General features: G+C 30.7%; 17 protein-coding genes. 7 read left to right on the forward strand and 10 right to left on the reverse strand.

What is annotated here, in order from left to right:
• Positions 1-61: 61 nt before the first annotated feature.
• Entirely contained in the window at positions 62-1,726 is a 1,665-nt protein-coding gene (locus tag ACZ5RS_RS01325; protein ID WP_464637070.1) for an ammonium transporter, read from the forward strand.
• 58 nt (positions 1,727-1,784) lie between these two features.
• Here the strand turns inward: ACZ5RS_RS01325 and ACZ5RS_RS01330 are convergent, their stop codons facing one another.
• The 3 genes from ACZ5RS_RS01330 to ACZ5RS_RS01340 form a co-directional block, all read right to left on the reverse strand.
• Complete coding sequence (locus ACZ5RS_RS01330; RefSeq protein ID WP_464637071.1) at positions 1,785-3,086, reverse strand: transglutaminase domain-containing protein; 1,302 nt, start codon at positions 3,084-3,086, stop codon at positions 1,785-1,787.
• Between the two features lie 106 nt (positions 3,087-3,192).
• Positions 3,193-4,857, reverse strand: a complete 1,665-nt coding sequence (gene asnB, locus ACZ5RS_RS01335; protein ID WP_464637072.1) for an asparagine synthase B — start codon at positions 4,855-4,857, stop codon at positions 3,193-3,195.
• Between the two features lie 132 nt (positions 4,858-4,989).
• Entirely contained in the window at positions 4,990-7,077 is a 2,088-nt protein-coding gene (locus ACZ5RS_RS01340) for a glutamine synthetase III family protein (RefSeq protein WP_464637073.1), read from the reverse strand.
• A 457-nt stretch (positions 7,078-7,534) separates the two neighbouring features.
• On the opposite strand from ACZ5RS_RS01340, the gene ACZ5RS_RS01345 reads away from it, so the two are divergent.
• The 6 genes from ACZ5RS_RS01345 to ACZ5RS_RS01370 all read left to right on the forward strand — a co-directional run bounded on the left by ACZ5RS_RS01345 (position 7,535) and on the right by ACZ5RS_RS01370 (position 14,427).
• Positions 7,535-8,635 (forward strand): class II glutamine amidotransferase, encoded by a 1,101-nt coding sequence (locus ACZ5RS_RS01345; RefSeq protein ID WP_464637074.1) that lies wholly within the window; start codon positions 7,535-7,537, stop codon positions 8,633-8,635.
• 3 nt (positions 8,636-8,638) lie between these two features.
• Positions 8,639-10,144, forward strand: coding sequence for a glutamate synthase-related protein (locus tag ACZ5RS_RS01350; RefSeq protein ID WP_464637075.1), 1,506 nt, complete (start codon positions 8,639-8,641; stop codon positions 10,142-10,144).
• A gap of 20 nt (positions 10,145-10,164) precedes the next feature.
• A complete protein-coding gene (locus ACZ5RS_RS01355) occupies positions 10,165-10,893 on the forward strand; it encodes a GltB/FmdC/FwdC-like GXGXG domain-containing protein (RefSeq protein WP_464637076.1) in 729 nt (242 codons plus the stop codon).
• Between the two features lie 28 nt (positions 10,894-10,921).
• Positions 10,922-12,205, forward strand: a complete 1,284-nt coding sequence (locus tag ACZ5RS_RS01360; RefSeq protein ID WP_464637077.1) for a glutamine synthetase family protein — start codon at positions 10,922-10,924, stop codon at positions 12,203-12,205.
• Between the two features lie 68 nt (positions 12,206-12,273).
• Positions 12,274-12,804 (forward strand): ANTAR domain-containing response regulator, encoded by a 531-nt coding sequence (locus ACZ5RS_RS01365; protein ID WP_464637078.1) that lies wholly within the window; start codon positions 12,274-12,276, stop codon positions 12,802-12,804.
• 15 nt (positions 12,805-12,819) lie between these two features.
• On the forward strand, positions 12,820-14,427 hold the full coding sequence (locus ACZ5RS_RS01370; RefSeq protein ID WP_464637079.1) for a CTP synthase: 1,608 nt from the start codon (positions 12,820-12,822) through the stop codon (positions 14,425-14,427).
• 44 nt (positions 14,428-14,471) lie between these two features.
• On the opposite strand, the gene ACZ5RS_RS01375 is transcribed toward ACZ5RS_RS01370, so the two are convergent.
• The 7 genes from ACZ5RS_RS01375 to ACZ5RS_RS01405 all read right to left on the reverse strand — a co-directional run bounded on the left by ACZ5RS_RS01375 (position 14,472) and on the right by ACZ5RS_RS01405 (position 19,670).
• Complete coding sequence (locus ACZ5RS_RS01375) at positions 14,472-14,936, reverse strand: hypothetical protein (protein ID WP_464637080.1); 465 nt, start codon at positions 14,934-14,936, stop codon at positions 14,472-14,474.
• 12 nt (positions 14,937-14,948) lie between these two features.
• Entirely contained in the window at positions 14,949-15,446 is a 498-nt protein-coding gene (locus ACZ5RS_RS01380) for a deoxycytidylate deaminase (protein ID WP_464637081.1), read from the reverse strand.
• Complete coding sequence (locus ACZ5RS_RS01385; RefSeq protein WP_464637082.1) at positions 15,439-16,365, reverse strand: alpha/beta hydrolase; 927 nt, start codon at positions 16,363-16,365, stop codon at positions 15,439-15,441. Before ACZ5RS_RS01385 ends, ACZ5RS_RS01380 begins: the two co-directional genes overlap by 8 nt.
• A 45-nt stretch (positions 16,366-16,410) precedes the next feature.
• Positions 16,411-17,028: an NUDIX hydrolase gene (locus ACZ5RS_RS01390; protein WP_464637083.1), complete on the reverse strand. Its 618-nt coding sequence runs from the start codon at positions 17,026-17,028 to the stop codon at positions 16,411-16,413.
• Positions 17,028-17,951: an Mrp/NBP35 family ATP-binding protein gene (locus ACZ5RS_RS01395; RefSeq protein WP_464637084.1), complete on the reverse strand. Its 924-nt coding sequence runs from the start codon at positions 17,949-17,951 to the stop codon at positions 17,028-17,030. Before ACZ5RS_RS01395 ends, ACZ5RS_RS01390 begins: the two co-directional genes overlap by 1 nt.
• Before the next feature lie 147 nt (positions 17,952-18,098).
• Positions 18,099-18,644: a nitroreductase family protein gene (locus ACZ5RS_RS01400; RefSeq protein ID WP_464637085.1), complete on the reverse strand. Its 546-nt coding sequence runs from the start codon at positions 18,642-18,644 to the stop codon at positions 18,099-18,101.
• A 51-nt stretch (positions 18,645-18,695) separates the two neighbouring features.
• Positions 18,696-19,670, reverse strand: a complete 975-nt coding sequence (locus tag ACZ5RS_RS01405) for a sensor domain-containing diguanylate cyclase (protein WP_464637086.1) — start codon at positions 19,668-19,670, stop codon at positions 18,696-18,698.
• Positions 19,671-19,768 lie beyond the last annotated feature (98 nt).

Genomic DNA, 19,768 nt, shown 5'->3' on the forward strand with positions numbered 1-19,768 from the left:
CACAACGGCGTGTGATCCTTCAAAAGGGTCACACGCCATTTTTATTTTTCAGGAGGAGAAAATGTATTCTTCAGTTGACACAATTTGGGTACTACTCGGGGCGGTTCTCGTATTCTTCATGCAAGCGGGTTTCGCGATGGTAGAAACAGGATTTACTAGAGCTAAGAACAGTGGAAATATAATTATGAAAAACTTAATGGACTTCTCATTAGGTACTATAGTTTTCTATGTTATTGGCTTTGGTATTATGTTTGGTAGCGGGAAATTTTTTGGAGACCTTGATTTCTTTGTAAGAGGAGATTATTCATCTAGCTATCCAACATACGCATTCTTAATTTTCCAAACAGTTTTCTGCGCAACAGCTGCAACAATTGTTTCAGGAGCAATGGCAGAAAGAACTAAGTTCTCATCTTATTGTATCTATTCAGTTATAATAAGCGCACTAATTTATCCTATCAGCGGTCACTGGATATGGGGTGGTGGCTGGTTAGCAGACTTAGGATTCCACGACTTTGCTGGTTCAACAGCTGTTCATATGGTTGGTGGTGTTGCTGCTATAGTTGGTGCTAAAATGTTAGGACCTCGTATTGGAAAATATGATAAAGACGGAAAAGCAAAAGCTATTCCAGGTCACAGTTTAACTTTAGGCGCACTTGGTGTATTCATCCTCTGGTTTTGTTGGTTTGGTTTTAATGGTGGCTCTACAGTAAGTATGAGTGGAGACGAAACTATACTAAGTGCTTCTAAGATCTTTGTTACTACAAATATTGCTGCTGCAGTTGCTGCTACAACAACAATGTTTGTTACATGGATCAAATATAAAAAGCCCGATGTGTCAATGACATTAAATGGTGCACTAGCAGGTTTAGTTGGTATTACAGCTGGTTGTGATGCTGTATCACCAATTGGCGCAGCTATCATAGGTATAGTTTGTGGTATTGCTGTAGTATTCTCAATTGAAATCGTAGAGAAAACATTTAAAATTGATGATCCTGTTGGAGCTTTTTCAGTTCACGGTGTTTGCGGTGCTCTAGGTACAGTTTTAGTTGGTTTATTAGCAGAAGATGGCGGACTATTCTATGGTGGTGGTGCATCACTTCTATTAACACAAGTACTAGGCGTTGTAAGTGTTATCGCTTGGGTTGCAATCACAATGACCATTGTATTCTTCGTAATTAAAAAGACTGTTGGTTTAAGAGTAACAGAAAAAGAAGAAATTGCTGGTTTAGATATTGAAGAACACGGATTAGAAAATGCTTATGCAGACTTTATGCCTATCGTAAATGGTGCTGGTATGCCAATCGATGTAGAAGATGAAGGTATGCCAACAGAAGAAAAGGCTGTTAAAGTAGTAGATAAGCGAGATGCTAAATCTAAGTTCACAAAAGTTGTTATTGTTACTAAGAGAAGCAAATTCCCAGAACTTAAGAAAGCTTTACATGATATAGAAGTTACAGGTTTAACTCTTACAAATGTAATGGGATGTGGAATGCAAAAAGGCGTTACAGAAATGTATCGTGGTGTTCCAGTAGATATGACATTATTACCTAAGATTAAAGTAGAAGTAGTTGTATCTAAGGTTCCAGTAAAAACTGTAGTTGATACTGTTAAGAAAACTCTTTATACAGGGCACTATGGCGATGGTAAGATCTTCATCTACAATGTTGAAAATGTTATCAAAGTAAGAACTGGTGAAGAAGGTTATGATGCTTTGCAAGAAGATTAAGAGATAATAGAAGATAAAGATTCTTTTTCCCCTAGTTAATTCAAAATTGACTAGGGGATTATTTTATCTGTATATCTAACCTATTTATTTGATCATAACTTGTAAAATTAATTGAATTGATATCATCAAAAATATCAAATACATACCTATCTTCAATTAGCACTTTTTTAGCCTCCATATAATCAGATTTCTCTTCAAATACTAAAGGAAAAATAACCATATTATTTTTTTCCTTATCTAATATTATTTTTTTAATTAAGGTTTTATCAAATTTTGTAAAATATAATATATCTTCTTTTTCTAATGGTGTATCAAGAAGAAAAGTTAAAGTATTTGCAACTTTATTTTCATAATAATTTAATGCTGATATTTTATATCCCTGCTTAGACAAATTATTAATAAATCCATTTTGATTAATTAAATAATTATAAGCATTATCAAAGGCTGTATTATCATCAAAAATTAATGATATTTGACTTTCATTAGAATTAACAAGCTCCAAAAGCTTTCTATCTAGTAAAGTCTTATCAAAGCTTTTAAAATAAAGTCCTAACCTATCTAAGTAAAAGAATTCATCACTTTCTGCTTTATTAACTTCAACCTTGGATACTAAAACATGATCTTTATATATTTGTTTATCATTAACACAAAAATAAGAATAATCAACATAATTGCCACTAGAATCAGCTTGAGTAACATCCACGTGATACCAATTATTATTTAATTCTATCATATTCCAAATATGATTTTCATCTGAGTCAACAAACTTTCCTTCTACTAGAATGCAAGGGATATTAAAGAAATCCATTAAATATTTATAAGCTTTTGCATAAGAAGAACACACTCCCCTACCATATATTAATATGCTAATAAGGGATTGATCATTATTTAACTTATCATAATAAGAATTATTTACTAAATAATCAAAACAATATTTGGCTATTTCAAATTTAGACATACCAAGAGTATCAAACAAAATTTTATATTTAATATCATTTAATTTATCATTATAAGTTCTTATTTGCTCTTTATCATAGCTCTTGTAATCTAGTTCAAGAGTAGAATCAATAACCGTATTTTTATAAGTACTAGTTAAGTAATTAATTTTATTTGTTACATAAAAAAATTTAGGATTATCATATAAAACATAATAATATATATCGCTAATTGTTGAAAAATCATCACCAATATCTTTAATCTCTGGTAAATGATTATCTATAGCATTATATATCTTATCATAAATAATTTTACTATCAGCATTTAGATAATCATAATAAGAGACTTCAGCAAATAAATTAAATATGCTACCTAAAGCTATTATAAAAATTAATACTATTTTTTTATGTGTATTGGTTATCATTAAATTCCTTTTTATATATTTGAATTTAATTATACATCAAAGATTATTAAAAGACAAAAAAAATGCCCTTTTACATATAGCAAAAGGACAAATAACAAATAAGTTTTTATTTATAAGCTTTTTCGTGAACTGATTTAACAGCTCTACCGCTAGGCTCATTCATTAGTTTGAAACTAGCATCCCATTCAAGAGCTGTAGCAGTTGAACAAGCAACTGAAGCTTCATGAGGAACAGTATAAGCAGCTCCTTCACTCTTGAAATGTCTATTAAATAAAATTCTATAATATGCTTCTTCTTTTGTAGCAGGTGTGTTAATTGGGAATCTATTTTTAATATTAGCAAATTGAGCATCACTAATAATATTGTTTGTTAATTCTTTTAGACTATCAATCCAACTATAACCTACACCATCTGAGAATTGTTCTTTCTGTCTCCAGCAAACTTCTTCAGGTACAATATCTTTGAAAGCTTCTCTTAATACCCATTTCTCAATTTTGTCATTACATAATTTCAATTTAGGATTAATTCTCATAGCAACATCCATAAATTCTTTATCTAAGAAAGGAACTCTTCCTTCAACACCCCAAGCTGCCAAAGACTTATTAGCTCTAAGACAATCATAAAGGTGAAGCTTGCTAAGCTTTCTTACAGTTTCTTCATGGAATTCTTTTTCGTTTGGAGCTTTGTGGAAATATAAATAACCACCAAAAATCTCATCACTACCTTCACCTGAAAGAACCATCTTAATTCCCATGCTCTTAATAACTCTAGCTAATAAGTACATTGGAGTTGCAGCTCTAACAGTTGTAATATCATAAGTCTCTAAGTGATAAATAACATCTTCAACTGCATCTAAAGCTTCTTCAATTGTGAAGTGAACTTCATGGTGAACTGTATGTAAATAGTCTGCAGCAATTTGTGCAGCTGCTAAGTCTGGAGAACCTTCAAGACCAATAGCAAAGCTATGTAATCTAGGCCACCAAGCTTTTTCTGTATCCTTAGATTCAACTCTATCATTTGCATATTTAGCTACAATAGCTGAAACAATTGTACTATCTAAACCACCTGATAATAATACTCCATAAGGAACATCACTCATCAATTGTTTTTTAACTGCTTCTTCTAAAGCTTCTCGAATAACTTGTGGACTACCACCATTATCTTTAACATTATCAAATTCCATCCAATCACGTTTATACCAAGTTTTGATTTCTCTTGAATCACTATCATAAACACTAGCAGGTGGGAAAATGCTAACTGCAGGACAAGTTTTTTCTAAAGCTTTTAATTCGCTAGCAACATAATAATGATTTTCTATATCCCAACCTTGATAAAGAGGGATAATACCCATATGGTCTCTAGCAATTAAATAAAAATCTTTTTCACTGTCATATAAAGCAAAGGCAAAAATACCACTTAAATCTTCAATAAAATCAGGTCCTTTAGTAAGATAAAGTGCAATAATAATTTCACAATCGCTTTCAGTTTGAAATTCATAATCCTTACAATATTTTTCTCTTAATTCTAAGTGATTGTAAATTTCACCATTAGCTGCTAATACTACTTTCTTATCCTTACTATATAAAGGTTGTTTTCCTGATAATGGGTCAACAATACTTAATCTTTCATGGGATAAGATAACCTTATCGCCTTGATAAATACCTGACCAGTCCGGACCTCTATGTCTAATTTTCTTAGACATTTTCAAAACACTTTCACGATATAAGGAAGAATCTTCCTCTATGTCAAACATTCCGACAAAACCACACATAATTTATCTCCTATAGTATATAGTAATAAAAATATACTACTTAGCATTAAAAATCTAGAAGGTTGCCACACATATGTGCAGCAACCAAAAAACTAAAAAAATTGAACATATTCACTAATAATACAATTAGTATTATACCGAATATAAAAGCTCTCCGTAAGTTGGTATTGGCCAACAATCCTTATCAACGATTAATTCTAATTCATCGGCAAAGGATCTAATTTCTCCCATCAAAGCAAAGATTTTGTCTCTAAAGAAAATTGCTTGATCTTTTTCATCTTCAATAGCTCTAGCCTTGATCAATTCATCATCTAAAGAATTAATTTTGTCGCTTAAACAATTAACTAATTGAGCAATGTGTTCCATTAAGCCTAACTGTGATTTAAGATCTATGGTTGGTAATACAGTTTTTACCTTTGATACCTCATCAGCAAGATTATTTAAATACTTATTACAAGCTGGGATAATCATTCTTCTAACCATGTCCATCAAAGTTAGTGCCTCAATGTTTATTGTCTTAGCATAATTTTCGAATAATACTGTGGCTCTACTATATAATTCAGTAGCGCTCAATACCTTGAAAGATTCATACAATTCAATATTTTTCTTATCAGTATAAGCAGCAACAGCTTCAACAGTACTCTTTAAGTTGCTTAGGCCTCTCTCCTCTGCTTCAGCAACCCATTCGCTACTATAGTTATTACCATTAAATACTATTCTTTTATGTTCTTTATATGTTTCCTTAACAATTTCTGCTAGTTTTGCATCAAAATCTTTAGCTACTTCTAATTCATCAGCAAATTCTTTAAGTATTTTAGCAACTGCAGTATTTAATACTGTATTAGGTGTTGAAACACTTGCTGAACTACCTAGCATTCTTAATTCAAATTTATTACCTGTAAATGCAAATGGTGAAGTTCTATTTCTATCTGTTGTGTCTTTAACAAAATCAGGTAAAACATCAACACCAAGTATCATATTTTCTCTCTTAACGCCTTCAACTTTTCTACCATCAGCAATTGCATCTAAAATAGCTGTTAAGTCAGTTCCTAAGAACATACTTACAATTGCAGGAGGAGCTTCATTTGCACCCAAACGGTGGTCGTTGCCCGGAGATGCCACACTAGCTCTTAAGAGATCTTGATATTCATCTACAGCTTTAATAACTGAAACTAAGAATAATAAAAATTGTGCATTATCTTTTGGATTATCGCCTGGTTCTAATAGATTCATTTTATCATCAGCTGAAATTGACCAGTTATTATGTTTACCTGAACCATTTAAGCCAGCAAAAGGTTTTTCATGTAATAAACAAACTAAACCATGTTTATCAGCTACCTTTTTCATAACTTCCATTGTGAGTTGATTGTGATCACATGCAACATTTGTTGTAGCAAAAACAGGAGCTAACTCATGTTGTGCAGGGGATACTTCATTGTGACGAGTTTTTGCATAAATGCCTAATTTCCATAATTCCTTATCTAAATCTTGCATAAATGAGCTTACTCTAGGTTTTAATGAACCAAAATAGTGGTCATCTAATTCTTGACCTTTTGGAGCTCTAGCACCTAATAAAGTTCTGCCAGTGTATTTCAAATCAATTCTTTTATTATATACTTCTTTGTCTACTAAGAAATATTCTTGTTCAGGACCAACAGTAGTTTGTACTCTATTAACTGTGTGTCCAAATAATTTTAAAATTCTCTTTGCTTCTTTATCTATAGCTTCCATACTTCTTAATAATGGAGTCTTTTTATCTAATACTTCACCACTATATGAGCAGAATGCTGTAGGAATACAAAGTGTTTCTTCTTTGATAAAAGCATAACTAGTTGGGTCCCATGCAGTATATCCTCTAGCTTCGAAAGTAGCTCTTAAACCACCTGAAGGGAAAGATGAAGCATCAGGTTCACCCATTACTAAATTTTTACCAGAGAAAGATAAAATTACTTTTCCGTCTTTTACAGGATCAATAAACGAATCATGTTTTTCCGCAGTAATACCAGTTAGAGGTTGAAACCAGTGAGTAAAATGGGTAGCACCATTCTCTAATGCCCATTCTTTCATTGCATGTGCAACCGCATTTGCAATATTTAAATCTATTACTTTTCCTTCTCTAATTGTGTTCTTTAAAGCGCGATAAACATCTTTTGGCAATCTATCTCTCATAGCATCATCGCCAAAAACCATAGAACCAAAATAATCTGTTATTTGTTGCATCAGAGCACCTCTCTTATTTTATCAAATTTTTTCCATTAAAATTAATGAAAATAAAAAAAAGACACTGTAGCTCGATATGAACTACAGCGCCTTTGCTGTTATCTAAGAAATACAACAAACTAAAATTTTTGTCAACTGATACTATAATTTTTTTTGAAAGATTTTTTTAACTTTTAAAGTATTTTTATGCATTACAAAGAATTAATAAATTTATTAAATTTATTTAATATTCATTTTATGCATAAACTTGCATATTTTATTTATAAAAGAAATAAAAACAACTAGACAAAATGTATTGAAATCAATAATATCAAGCTAGACAACGAAGTCTACTTAGATGAAAAAACACTTATATATACTATAAAAAGATTGAACAAAGGCGTTCGCGGTTAGGATAATTGCGAGCGTTTTTTCATTTTTAGACTTATTGATTAAAAATCATATAAGGAGAAAAGTAATGGACCGAATTAAAAAAGAAGGAGAAATTAGAATACCCTCAGGCTGTGCTATCAGTGGTATTTTCTCAAAAAATGGAAAAAGATTTTCTGGACAGACGGCTATAGATTCTATTAGAGTCATGCACGATAGATCCAATGGTTTAGGCGGTGGATTCGCAGGCTATGGTATTTATCCAGAATATAAAGAATATTATGCATTCCATATTTTTTATATGGACTCTATTGCAAAAAACGAATGCATGGATTTCCTTGAAGAACATTTTGATATGATTAACTTATCAAAAATTCCTACTAGAAAGATTCCTGCAATCACTGATGAACCTATGATTTGGAGATATTTCTTAGCACCTCTTCCTACAAAATTAGCTGAAAGCCAATTAGATGAGGATGAATATGTTGCAAGATGTACAATCAAAGTTAATACAACAATAAAAGGGGCTTACATTGTATCCTCAGGTAAAAATATGGGCGTATTTAAAGCTCAAGGTTTTCCTGAAGATGTAGGTGAATTCTACAAATTAGAAGAATATGCAGGCTATAGCTGGACTGCACATGGAAGATATCCAACAAATACTCCTGGTTGGTGGGGCGGAGCTCACCCATTCTCTCTACTTAATTATTCAGTAGTACATAATGGTGAAATCTCTAGCTACGATGCAAACAGACGTTATATTGAAATGTTTGGATACAAGTGTTCTTTACAAACTGATACAGAAGTAATCACTTATATGATTGACTTCTTAAACAGAAAGAAAAAAATCGATTTAGAAAGAGTTGCACATATATTAGCAGCACCTTTCTGGAGCACTATAGAAAGAATGGATGAAAAGAAAAAAGCAGAATATAAATACCTAAGAAACAATTATGAAAGTTTCTTAGTTACTGGACCTTTTTCAATTATTGTAGGATATCCTAATGGACTTATGGCATTGAACGACAGACTAAAACTTCGCTCTCTTGTAGTAGGAGAAAAAGATGACATGGTTTACATGGCTAGTGAAGAAGAAGCTATTAGAGTTATTGCTCCTGAGTTAGATTCAATAAAATATCCAAGAGGTGGAGAACCTTACATCGTTGAATTAAATAAGGAGGTACAGTAATTTATGAAAATCAATTTAATTCAGAGTGAATATGAAGTAGTAAGAGATCAAAATAGATGTATAAACTGTAGACTTTGTGAAAAACAATGTTCAAACGGGGTTAACTATTTTGATCAAAAATTAAAAGTTATGTTAAGTGACGAAACAAAATGTGTTAACTGTCATAGATGTGTTGCTGTATGTCCTACAAACGCCCTAAAGATTGTTAAATCAGATCATTGCTTTAAAACCAACTCAAACTGGAGTTCACACGATATAACTAATATTTATAGACAAGCTAAAACAGGTGGTGTATTACTTTCTTCTATGGGTACTCCAAAAGAATATCCTGTATATTGGGACAAAATTTTAATTAATGCATCTCAAGTTACTAACCCATCTATTGACCCTTTAAGAGAACCTATGGAAACAAGAACTTTCTTAGGTAAGAAAAAATTAGATATTGAATTTGATGAAAATAACAATATTATAACCGATACTGAACCTCAAATGGAATTAAGTGTTCCAATTATGTTCGGGGCTATGAGTTATGGTTCAATCAGTTACAATGCTCATAAAGCTTTAGCAACTGCTGCTCAGAAATTAGGTATTTTTTACAATACTGGTGAAGGTGGATTGCATGAAGACTTCTACGTATATGGTGAAAATACTATAGTCCAAGTTGCATCAGGACGTTTTGGAGTACATCCAAAATATTTAAAAGCTGGTAAAGCAATTGAAATAAAAATGGGACAAGGTGCAAAACCTGGAATTGGTGGACACTTACCTGGAAGAAAAATTACAAAAGAAGTTTCAAAAACTAGAATGATACCTCAAGGTAGTGATGCAATAAGTCCAGCACCTCACCACGACATTTATTCAATTGAAGATTTAAGACAATTAGTATATATGCTAAAAGAATCTACTAATTATGAAAAACCAGTTATTGTAAAAATTGCTGCTGTACATAATGTAGGAGCTATAGCAAGTGGTATTGCTCGCTGTGGTGCAGATATTATTGCAATTGATGGTGTTAGAGGCGGAACAGGTGCTGCACCATTAAGAATCAGAGATAATGTTGGAATTCCAATTGAACTTGCTCTAGCTGCTGTAGATAAAAGATTACGAGATGAAGGAATCAGAAACGAAGTAAGTTTAGTAGCAAGTGGTACTATCAGATCTTCTGCAGATATTGTTAAAGCAATAGCTCTAGGAGCAGACGCAGTTTATATCGGAACAAGTGCATTAATTGCTCTTGGATGTCACCTATGTAGAAGTTGTCATTTAGGCAAATGTAACTGGGGTATAGCAACTCAAATCAAAGAATTAGAAAGTAGACTTGACCCAGAAGAAGGTGCTCAAAATCTTATAAACTTGGTCACAGCTTGGACAAGAGAGATTAAAGAGATGATGGGAGGCATGGGTATTAATTCAATTGAAGCATTAAAAGGAAATAGATTAATGCTAAGGGGAATTGGATTAAGTGAAAAAGAACTAGAAATATTAGGCATCCAACATGCCGGCGAATAGTACAATATTCAGGAGTCAATATGCAGAAAATAACAGTCAATCATATGAGTTTCAGAGAATTAAACCAAATTATCAGAGAAACAAAACAGCAAAAATTTGAATTAGAAGATGTTCATGGCCAGCGATTTATCGCTGCTGGAATGAAAAACAAACAAATAAATATACATGGAATACCAGGAAACGCTCTAGGAGCTTGTTTAGATTCTGGAAGTAAAATATATGTAAATAATGATTGCCAAGATGCTACAGGGGATACAATGAATGATGGAGAGATCATAATTTGTGGAAACTGTGGCGATACTGCAGGTTATGCAATGAGAGGTGGAAAACTTTTTGTTAAAGAATCTGCAGGCTATAGAGCCGGTATCCATATGAAAGCTTATAAAGACGAAAAACCAGTTATTATTATTGGAGATAAAGCTGGAAGTTTCTTAGGAGAGTATCTTGCAGGTGGATTAATCATTGTGTTAGGATTAAACCAAAATGGTAAATGTCCTGTTGGGAATTTCTGTGGTACAGGAATGCATGGAGGCCAAATATTCCTAAGAACTGATGAATTACCAAAAGACTTACCAAAACAAGTTGTAGCAAGGAAAGCAAACAAAGCAGATTTAAATTCCATAAAAGATATAATAAATCAATTTTGTGACGAATTTACCTTTGACAAAGATGACGTATTTAATGCAAACTTCTATGTATTAGAACCAAATTCTACTTTACCTTATCAACAACATTATACTGCAATTTAATTACACTGCAATTTAATTAGGAGGAATTATGGGTAATATGCAATATGAAATTTCAAATTTCATTGAAGAGAATAATGTTAAATTTATTAGACTTGCATTTTGTGACATCTATGGAAATTTAAAAAACATTTCAATTAGTAGTGACGAATTAGACAAAGCATTTGACTCAGGAATTTCTTTCGACGCTTCATCCGTAAAAGGGTTTTTAAATGTTGAAAAAAGTGATTTAATGTTGTTCCCTGACCCAGAAACCTTACAGATTTTACCCTGGAGACCATCCAGTGGTAAAGTAGTTATGATGTATTGCGATATTAAATATCCAGATAATACACCTTTTGAAGGTGATGGTAGATATTTAATAAAAAACTTAAACAAAAAAATTAAAAAAGAAGGTTTATCTTTCAAAATAGGAAGTGAATGTGAATTCTACCTTTTCAAATTAAATGAACAAGGTAATCCTAGTCATGTACCACTAGATAATGGAACTTATTTAGATTTTGCTCCAAAAGATAAAGGCGAAAACATTCGTCGTGATATCTGTTTGACACTTCAAGAAATGGGTTTCCATACAGAGAGATCTCATCATGAAAATGGTCCAGGACAAATGGAGATAGATTTTTCTTATAGTAATTTACTTAATTCTGCTGATAATTTAACCACCTTTAAAAGTGTTGTTAAATCTACAGCATCATTAAATGGATTATTTGCGTCCTTCTTACCAAAACCAATTGAAGAAGCAAGTGGCAATGGGCTACATGTAAATATTTCAATTAGAGCTCAAGAAGCAGTAGATAATTCTCAATTAAGAAAATATATGATTGGGGGGATTTTAAAACATAGCAAAGAAATTTCTATATTTACCTCCCCTATCTATAATTCTTATCAGCGACTAGGTAGATGTGAAGCTCCTAATCGAATTGGCTGGGGATATGAAAATAGATCAACTACTATTAGAATTCCAAGAACAAAAGGAAAATATAATAGACTTGAAGTAAGAAACCCTGACACTTCTGCTAACCCATATATTACTTTTACACTAATATGTGAAGCAGCTTTGGAAGGAATTATTAATAAAATAGATCCACCAGAACCAATTGATATCAATGCGTTTGAAAATACTACTGGAGAATTCTTACCCAAAACTATGGAAGAGGCTATAGATTTAGCTAAAAATAGTGAATTCCTTAAAAGAGTATTACCTCAAAAATTGATAGATACTTATTTAGCATTAAAAACAGATGAAGTAAATGAGTATAAAGAATGTAATGAAACTAAAAAATTGACAGAGGAAAAATATTTCCCTATTTATTAAATAAAGGTACATTTATAGTGTTTGAATTTGAAAAAATTTTACTAGTATCACCGAATGGAAAAGGTCATATGAATTTAAAATCACTTCTAAACAATAACGAAGTGAAAGGTTCAATGACCTCTTGTTTTTCCTGCAGTAAGGCCCGACAAGAAATTTTATCAATTGATTATGATTTAGTAATTATAGATGCGCCTTTAAACGATGAAAATGGAATCGATTTAGCAATTAGCATGTCAAAAGATTCTTATTCAACTGTAATTTTATTAGTTGAAGAGAGATATTTAGGAGATATAGCTTCAAGAGTATATAAATTTGGGACTCTAGTACTTGGCAAACCCATTAATTCTCCATTATTATTCCAAAGTCTTATTTTGGCAAATTCTATTAATATTAAATTAAAAGGAATTGCTGGTGAAAATAAAAAACTCAGAAAAAAACTTGAAGAAATTAAATTAGTAAACAAGGCGAAGTTTTTATTAATTCAACATTTAAAATTAGATGAACAAAAAGCTCATAGATACATTGAAAAAAGAGCAATGGATCAAAGAAAGAGTAAAGGTTATATAGCAAACGAAATACTAAAAACTTATCAACAATAAATTTAGGAGAGATGAATGGCTAAGCATATTTTTGTAACTGGTGGAGTTGTTTCAGGTCTCGGTAAAGGGATTACTGCGGCCTCATTAGGAAGACTTTTAAAGAATAGAGGACTAAAAGTAACAGCTCAAAAGTTAGATCCTTATATGAATGTAGACCCAGGAACAATGAGTCCTTTTCAACATGGAGAAGTTTATGTTACTGAAGATGGTGCTGAAACTGATTTAGACTTAGGTCACTATGAAAGATTTATTGATGAATATTTAAATAAATATTCTAATCTTACTAGTGGTAAATGTTATTTCAACGTTTTAGAAAAAGAAAGACGTGGAGAATATCTTGGTTCAACAGTGCAAATCATACCTCATGTTACAAATGAAATTAAAGATTTTATTTATTCAATTGAAAAACAAACTGACGCAGATGTAGTAATTACTGAAATCGGTGGTACAACAGGGGACATTGAATCACAACCTTTTTTAGAAGCAATTAGACAAGTTAGCCATGAAGTGGGAAAACACAACTGTTTATTCATTCATGTTACTTTGGTTCCTTTCTTAAGTGGTAGTAATGAACATAAGAGTAAACCTACTCAACACTCAGTAAAAGAATTAATGACAACAGGTATTTTTCCAGACATTATAGTTACTAGAAGTGATGCAGATTTAGAAGAATCAATTAAAGATAAAATTGCTTTATTCTGTAATGTAAAGAAAGATTGTGTTATTGAAAACAAAACTGTTGATGTATTATATGAAGCACCATTAATGTTACATAATGAAAAATTAGACGATATTGTTTGTAGAGAATTAAATCTCGAAACAAAAGAATGTGACCTTACAAGATGGAATAAGATGATTGAGAGAATCCATAATGCAGATAAAGAAATTAACATCTCATTAGTTGGTAAATATACTCAATTACATGATGCTTATTTATCAGTTATGGAAGCTCTAAAACACAGTGCTTGGGAAATTGGCTGCACAGTAAACTTATCTTGGGTTGATTCTGAAATGCTAACTGTTGACAATATAGAAGAACAATTAAAAGATTGTGATGGTATAATTGTTCCAGGCGGTTTCGGTAATAGAGGTATTGAAGGCATGATTTTAAGTGCAAGTTATGCACAAGATAAACAAATCCCATATTTTGGTATTTGTTTAGGAATGCAAATTGCTGTAATGAGTTTTGCAAGAAAAACATTAAATTGGAAAGATGCAAACTCTAGCGAATTTAATGAAAATTGCCAATATCCTGTAATTGATTTAATGGAAGATCAAGTAGATATCTCTAATAAGGGTGGTACAATGCGATTAGGTGCATATCCTTGTAAATTAATTGAAGGAACAGTATTAAAAGAATTATACAACAACCAAGATGTTATTTATGAAAGACATAGACATAGATATGAATTCAATAATAAATTCAGAGATGAATTAGTTAATGCAGGTTTAACTATTACTGGTATCAGTCCTGATAACAGCTTAGTTGAAGCAGTAGAAATAAAAGAACATCCTTTCTTCCTTGGTGTACAATATCACCCAGAATTTAAGAGTAGACCAAATAATACAAATCCTTGTTTTAATGGTTTCATTAAAGCTGCTAAAAAGAAAAGATATAACTAATCTATTAAAAAAACATCTCATTTTTGAGATGTTTTTTATTATTGTTAAAAGCTAATTCTTATTAACCGTTTTTCATTACCTATCATATAAGGTAATTCAAGAATAAATTTGTTACTATCAAGCCAAGGAAGTACTACAAATTCTTTTTTAATTATCTGCTTTTTTATATGTCCTACAGCAACAAATTTATCTTGCAATATAGAATTTGGAGATAACTCAACATTTTCAATTCTTACAGAATTAGAATCGGAAAGTGCATCTTCAAGTCTATATAATGCAACCATTTGATTATTTTTATCAAGAACTTTTGCTTCAGTAAAAATCAGTAAAATATTCTCATTAGTATTATTATGAATGCTTAATTCAACTGCTTTATTATCAAAATCATTTATGTTGCAATTTACACTAACTAAATTATCATTAAAGTCATAATTCTCAGTTTTTGTAGTTGCACAAGAAATTAATAAAAAAATAATTAATATTACTATAAAAATCTTACTTTTTTTCACATTCACTCCTAATTAAATATCTTTTTCATCCATATTTATAGATAAATTTGTATGATCAGGAACTAATTTTACATATTCAATACCGGATGCATCAAACATTTTCTTTGAAGCAATTGTATTATCTGATTTTTCGTATTTATCACTTAAATAAACAACTTTCTTAATTCCACTTTGTATAATAGCTTTAGCACATTCATTACATGGGAAAAGACCAACATAAATTGTACATCCCGATAAATCCCTACTAACGCTATTTAATATTGCATTTAATTCTGCATGACATACATATGGATATTTTGTATCTAACCAATCTCCTGTTCTTTCCCAAGGAAGATTATCGTCGCTACAGCCAATTGGAAATCCATTATAACCAATACCAACAATCTTCTTATTCCTATTTACAATACAGGCTCCGACTTGAGTACTAGGATCTTTACTTCTCATTGAACTAAGAACAGCTAACCCCATAAAATACTCATCCCAACTAATGTAATCACTTCTTTTACTCATGTAATATTCCTTCTATATAGTTTATTATATCATAGGTTAAATCTTCTTGGACTGAAAAATATAACAATAACACATGTTTTGTATGTTTGAAACCATCCATTTTAATTATTTTAGCTTTAAAATTTCTTGAATTATTATTTTTTGCAATTATTGGTAAATTAAAAAAGGGCACAGTTTCATCAGTAACATTATGTATTGCAAACATAGGACAAGTAATTTTTTTTAAATCTTTTCGAATAGTCTTCTCTGCTTTAATTAAACTTAAACCTTGAGATATAAATAATCCTGAGTAACCAGTCCAACTCAATTCATTATCAATTCCAGTTTCATCTCTTAAACAAATTGATGTTTTAAAACTCTTTTTGAACAAATTAATTATTCTAGCAAAATAAAAACCAAAATTCGTAATTTTTCTATCACGAATAAAACTGTTATACACAACAGGTGCACTGATTGGTATTATAGCAAGAGGTTCTATGTCTGTATTACTATACTTTTCCCCAAGTTTTAGGGTAATAGCTCCACCCATACTAATTCCAACTATTACAACATTCTTATATCTTGATTTCAATTCTTCATATTTTTTACAAGCATAATTAAACCATTGAGTGAAATATGTTTTTTTGAAATCTTCAATATTTGTTCCAAATCCTGGAAGCAAATATGCATAAGAATCATATCCTTTCTCAAAAAAACAATGAGCAGAATATTGATAAACATTTGGAGTTGATGGGAACCCATGAATCATTAAAACAGCAGTATCAACTTTTATCTCGTGTTCTAAGATAATACTTTTACATTTTGGTGAAAAAACTTTCGTTTCATCAACCTCTAAATCATAAGTATTTTTATCTCTAAAAAATATTAAAGATGAACTCCATATAAAAATTAAAATTAAAATAATTAAAGCAACAGTCATATATTTATAATACTCTATAAATATATGATAAAACAAGAAAAACTATTAATTTAGCAATGAATTATCAATTCTAGTTTGCTTTAAAAAAAGAGATAATGCCATTAGCATAACACCATTATCATATAGAGAATCTTTTCCCATTTTTTCTATTACTTCTTTTACAGGAACAGAAACAACATCTAATTGCTCAGTTTTATCTAATTCTTGCTTAGAGGCAATTTGAAATACATTTTTTGCAAGAAAAAAGTTTGCTTCATTAGACATAATTGCAGGGTTTGGATTAATTTTAGAAAGAAATATCATTTCTTCAGTTCCTAAAGCAGTTTCTTCTTTTAATTCTCTATAGGCACTATCTAAAGCTATTTCGCCTTTATCAACCATACCCGCAGGAAATTCCCTAACTACCTTTGCACTACCATGTCTAAATTGTTGAACCATAACAAAGCATGGTACATTATCTTCATTAATGTACCATGGAATTATAGTAACCCAATCAGGGGAATCCAAAGTAAAAAACTTAGAGCATACACCTTCTTTTGATTCTCTATCAATTTCAATTAAATCAAAAATTGGAGTATTCAAAACAGTTTTTCTATCTTTTTCATCCCACATTAGATGATTAAAATCATCCACTTTACCTATATTAAAAGTTTTCTTTTTCATTAACTATCTTTTCTTGAACTACAATTACTAGAACAAGTTGCACAAGCAGATGGAGCACATTTTGAAGTATTAATATAATCTGTTTTTTCTGATGATACAGCAATGCTAGAATCTAAGAATTGTGCAATATCTTTTAAAGCTTTAGTACTCTTGCTTTCTGGGCTTTTTTCTAAAGCACTAACACCTTCATCTTCATATTCTCTTAAATGCATTTCTAATGGAATGCTTCCAAGATATGGAGTATCCATTTCTTGTGACATTTTTACACCGCCACCTTTACCAAAAATAGGAATTTCTTTTCCACAATCAGGGCAAATTAAGCCACTCATATTTTCTATAATTCCTAGAACAGCAACACCAAGTTTCCTTGAGAAATTTACGCTCTTTCTGGCATCTAAAATTGCAACATCTTGAGGAGTAGTAACTATAATGGAGCCTGTCATTTCTGGAATAGCTTGAATTACAGTTAACTGTTCATCGCCTGTTCCTGGTGGAGTATCGATTAATAAATAGTCTAAGTTACCCCATTCTACATCTCCTAAGAATTGCTTAATAACTGCAATTTTCATAGGACCTCTCCAAATAACTGGATCAGAGCTAGAATTCAAAGCAAAAGATAAACTTACAACAAATAAACCATCTCTAACTTTAACAGGTATAAAATTTTGTCCATCAGCACTTTCTAAAGCACCACTTTCACAACCCAACATTTTAGCTACATTTGGACCATGTAAATCTGTATCTAAAATACCTACAGTTTTACCTGCGTCTACTAATGCATTTGCTAAATTAACGGTTACAGTAGATTTACCAACTCCACCTTTACCGCTCATAACTATAATCTTTCTATTAATACGATCTAATCGTTCCCTGATTTTTGCTTCTCTTATAGCTTGTTCATCAGGAGTTCCTTCATGAGACATATATACTCCTATTTTCATTTACTAATATAAAGAATAGTAAAAATAGAATAATAAGGCAATAAATTCGATAGTAAAAATTTAAATAATTAATGACATTTGCCTTTTTCATTAAAGGCTTTAATTAACAATTGTTAACAGCTATAAAAGCTAATCAAAAAATCTAACAACTTCATTTAAAGGCTTTCTTTTAGGAGGATTAGGATGGTGCTTTTCATATCCATATGCAATTATAGCAGCAATGATTTCACCATCCCTTATTTTTATAATATCAGAAAGTTTATCTTCATCAAAATAACCTAAAATAACAGTCGAAACACCTTTATCATAAGAGGCTAAAGCAAATTGATTTGCAACAATTCCAGCATCAAACATAGCCCAAGTATCACCTTTTTTAGATTGATTGGAACTTAAAGAATACGTCCCACTTAAATTATCAACATAGCTTAAAATAACAACACCCGCGGCTCTTTTTAAAATTTTACTATTTAATTTATAACCCATAAAACAAATTTCAGCTATTTTATTTTTTATATCCTCATTCTCTATAATATTATATCTTATTGGTTGAAAATTTGACCAGGAAGGACTAAAAGTTGAAGTTTCTAAAATATCTAATAAGATATCTCTATCTACTTTATCATCAGTAAAATCTCTTACACTCCTTCTATTTCTTAAAACTTCTCTCGCTTCCATAATCTAACTCCAAAATATTTTATATATACCTATTATATCACCTATAATTAATTAAAACTTAATACAATTTCTTCCAGCTTTTTTTGCACTGAACATCAAATTATCTACACGTTTAATAATTGAATTATAATCATCATCTTTTGAACTTGATACAACTCCAAAACTTGCAGTTGCTTTTTCACATTTGTTTAAAGGACAACTTTCTATTGCTCTTCTACAATCTTCTGCAAGATTAATCGAATATTTTAAGTCCTTTTTCTCTAAGATAATAATAAACTCTTCACCACCCCATCTACAAAGATACCCATTATCTTTAATTACATTAGAAACAGTATCACAAACAGATTTTAAAACCCTATCTCCAACATCATGTCCACTAGTATCATTTATTAATTTAAAATCATCCAAATCAAATAAAATTAAGGAAAAGCTTTCCTTATTTAAATATTGATAAATCTTTTCATCAAAAAATCTTCTATTATATACTTTTGTTAATTCATCATGAATTAATAAATCCTTTAGCTGTTCATTAGCTATCATTAAATCTTTTTCAATTTGTTTATTCTTACTTATATCAAAAACAATACCAGAAAGAATTAAAGGCTTCCCCTCTTCATCTCGTTGGGTAATTCTACCTCTATCATAGTACCATTTATAGCTCCCATCTTTTGCCTTAATTCTATATTCGACTTCATAAACGGGAGTTTTACCAATCAAATGATTTTTCATATTATCCATTACATTTTGATAATCATCTTTATGTAATTTTTCAGTAAAAAACTCATATCCCACTTTCTCTGGAATTTCATTTTTATCATAGCCTAATGTTGTTATCTTTTTATCATTAAAATAAACTATATTATTCTTTATGGACCAAAGCCATTGACCCAAATTACCTATCCACGGGAAAGTAATCAAATCATAATTATTCTTTTCTTGAACTAGTTCTTCAATTATATTCTCTAGTTCTGAAACTTTACTTTCTAGTTTATGAAGTTTTTCCTCACAATTAAATTTTTTTCCCATTTTTTCCCTTCAAAAAAAACATTTAATTTATTTTTTAAAAATTATTATATAAAAATTATAATATAGATAACTAAATAAAGACAGCTTATTTTTTAGCA

This window comes from Pleomorphochaeta caudata, from assembly GCF_055395745.1.

Bases quoted from the DNA above. Each gene is read 5' to 3' on its own strand.
- ACZ5RS_RS01325 (WP_464637070.1), top strand. From the start codon at position 62: ATGTATTCTTCAGTTGACACAATTTGGGTACTACTCGGGGCGGTTCTC.
- ACZ5RS_RS01330 (WP_464637071.1), bottom strand. From the start codon at position 3,086: ATGATAACCAATACACATAAAAAAATAGTATTAATTTTTATAATAGCT.
- asnB (WP_464637072.1), bottom strand. From the start codon at position 4,857: ATGTGTGGTTTTGTCGGAATGTTTGACATAGAGGAAGATTCTTCCTTA.
- ACZ5RS_RS01340 (WP_464637073.1), bottom strand. From the start codon at position 7,077: ATGCAACAAATAACAGATTATTTTGGTTCTATGGTTTTTGGCGATGAT.
- ACZ5RS_RS01345 (WP_464637074.1), top strand. From the start codon at position 7,535: ATGGACCGAATTAAAAAAGAAGGAGAAATTAGAATACCCTCAGGCTGT.
- ACZ5RS_RS01350 (WP_464637075.1), top strand. From the start codon at position 8,639: ATGAAAATCAATTTAATTCAGAGTGAATATGAAGTAGTAAGAGATCAA.
- ACZ5RS_RS01355 (WP_464637076.1), top strand. From the start codon at position 10,165: ATGCAGAAAATAACAGTCAATCATATGAGTTTCAGAGAATTAAACCAA.
- ACZ5RS_RS01360 (WP_464637077.1), top strand. From the start codon at position 10,922: ATGGGTAATATGCAATATGAAATTTCAAATTTCATTGAAGAGAATAAT.
- ACZ5RS_RS01365 (WP_464637078.1), top strand. From the start codon at position 12,274: ATGAATTTAAAATCACTTCTAAACAATAACGAAGTGAAAGGTTCAATG.
- ACZ5RS_RS01370 (WP_464637079.1), top strand. From the start codon at position 12,820: ATGGCTAAGCATATTTTTGTAACTGGTGGAGTTGTTTCAGGTCTCGGT.
- ACZ5RS_RS01380 (WP_464637081.1), bottom strand. From the start codon at position 15,446: ATGAGTAAAAGAAGTGATTACATTAGTTGGGATGAGTATTTTATGGGG.
- ACZ5RS_RS01385 (WP_464637082.1), bottom strand. From the start codon at position 16,365: ATGACTGTTGCTTTAATTATTTTAATTTTAATTTTTATATGGAGTTCA.
- ACZ5RS_RS01390 (WP_464637083.1), bottom strand. From the start codon at position 17,028: ATGAAAAAGAAAACTTTTAATATAGGTAAAGTGGATGATTTTAATCAT.
- ACZ5RS_RS01395 (WP_464637084.1), bottom strand. From the start codon at position 17,951: ATGTCTCATGAAGGAACTCCTGATGAACAAGCTATAAGAGAAGCAAAA.
- ACZ5RS_RS01400 (WP_464637085.1), bottom strand. From the start codon at position 18,644: ATGGAAGCGAGAGAAGTTTTAAGAAATAGAAGGAGTGTAAGAGATTTT.
- ACZ5RS_RS01405 (WP_464637086.1), bottom strand. From the start codon at position 19,670: ATGGGAAAAAAATTTAATTGTGAGGAAAAACTTCATAAACTAGAAAGT.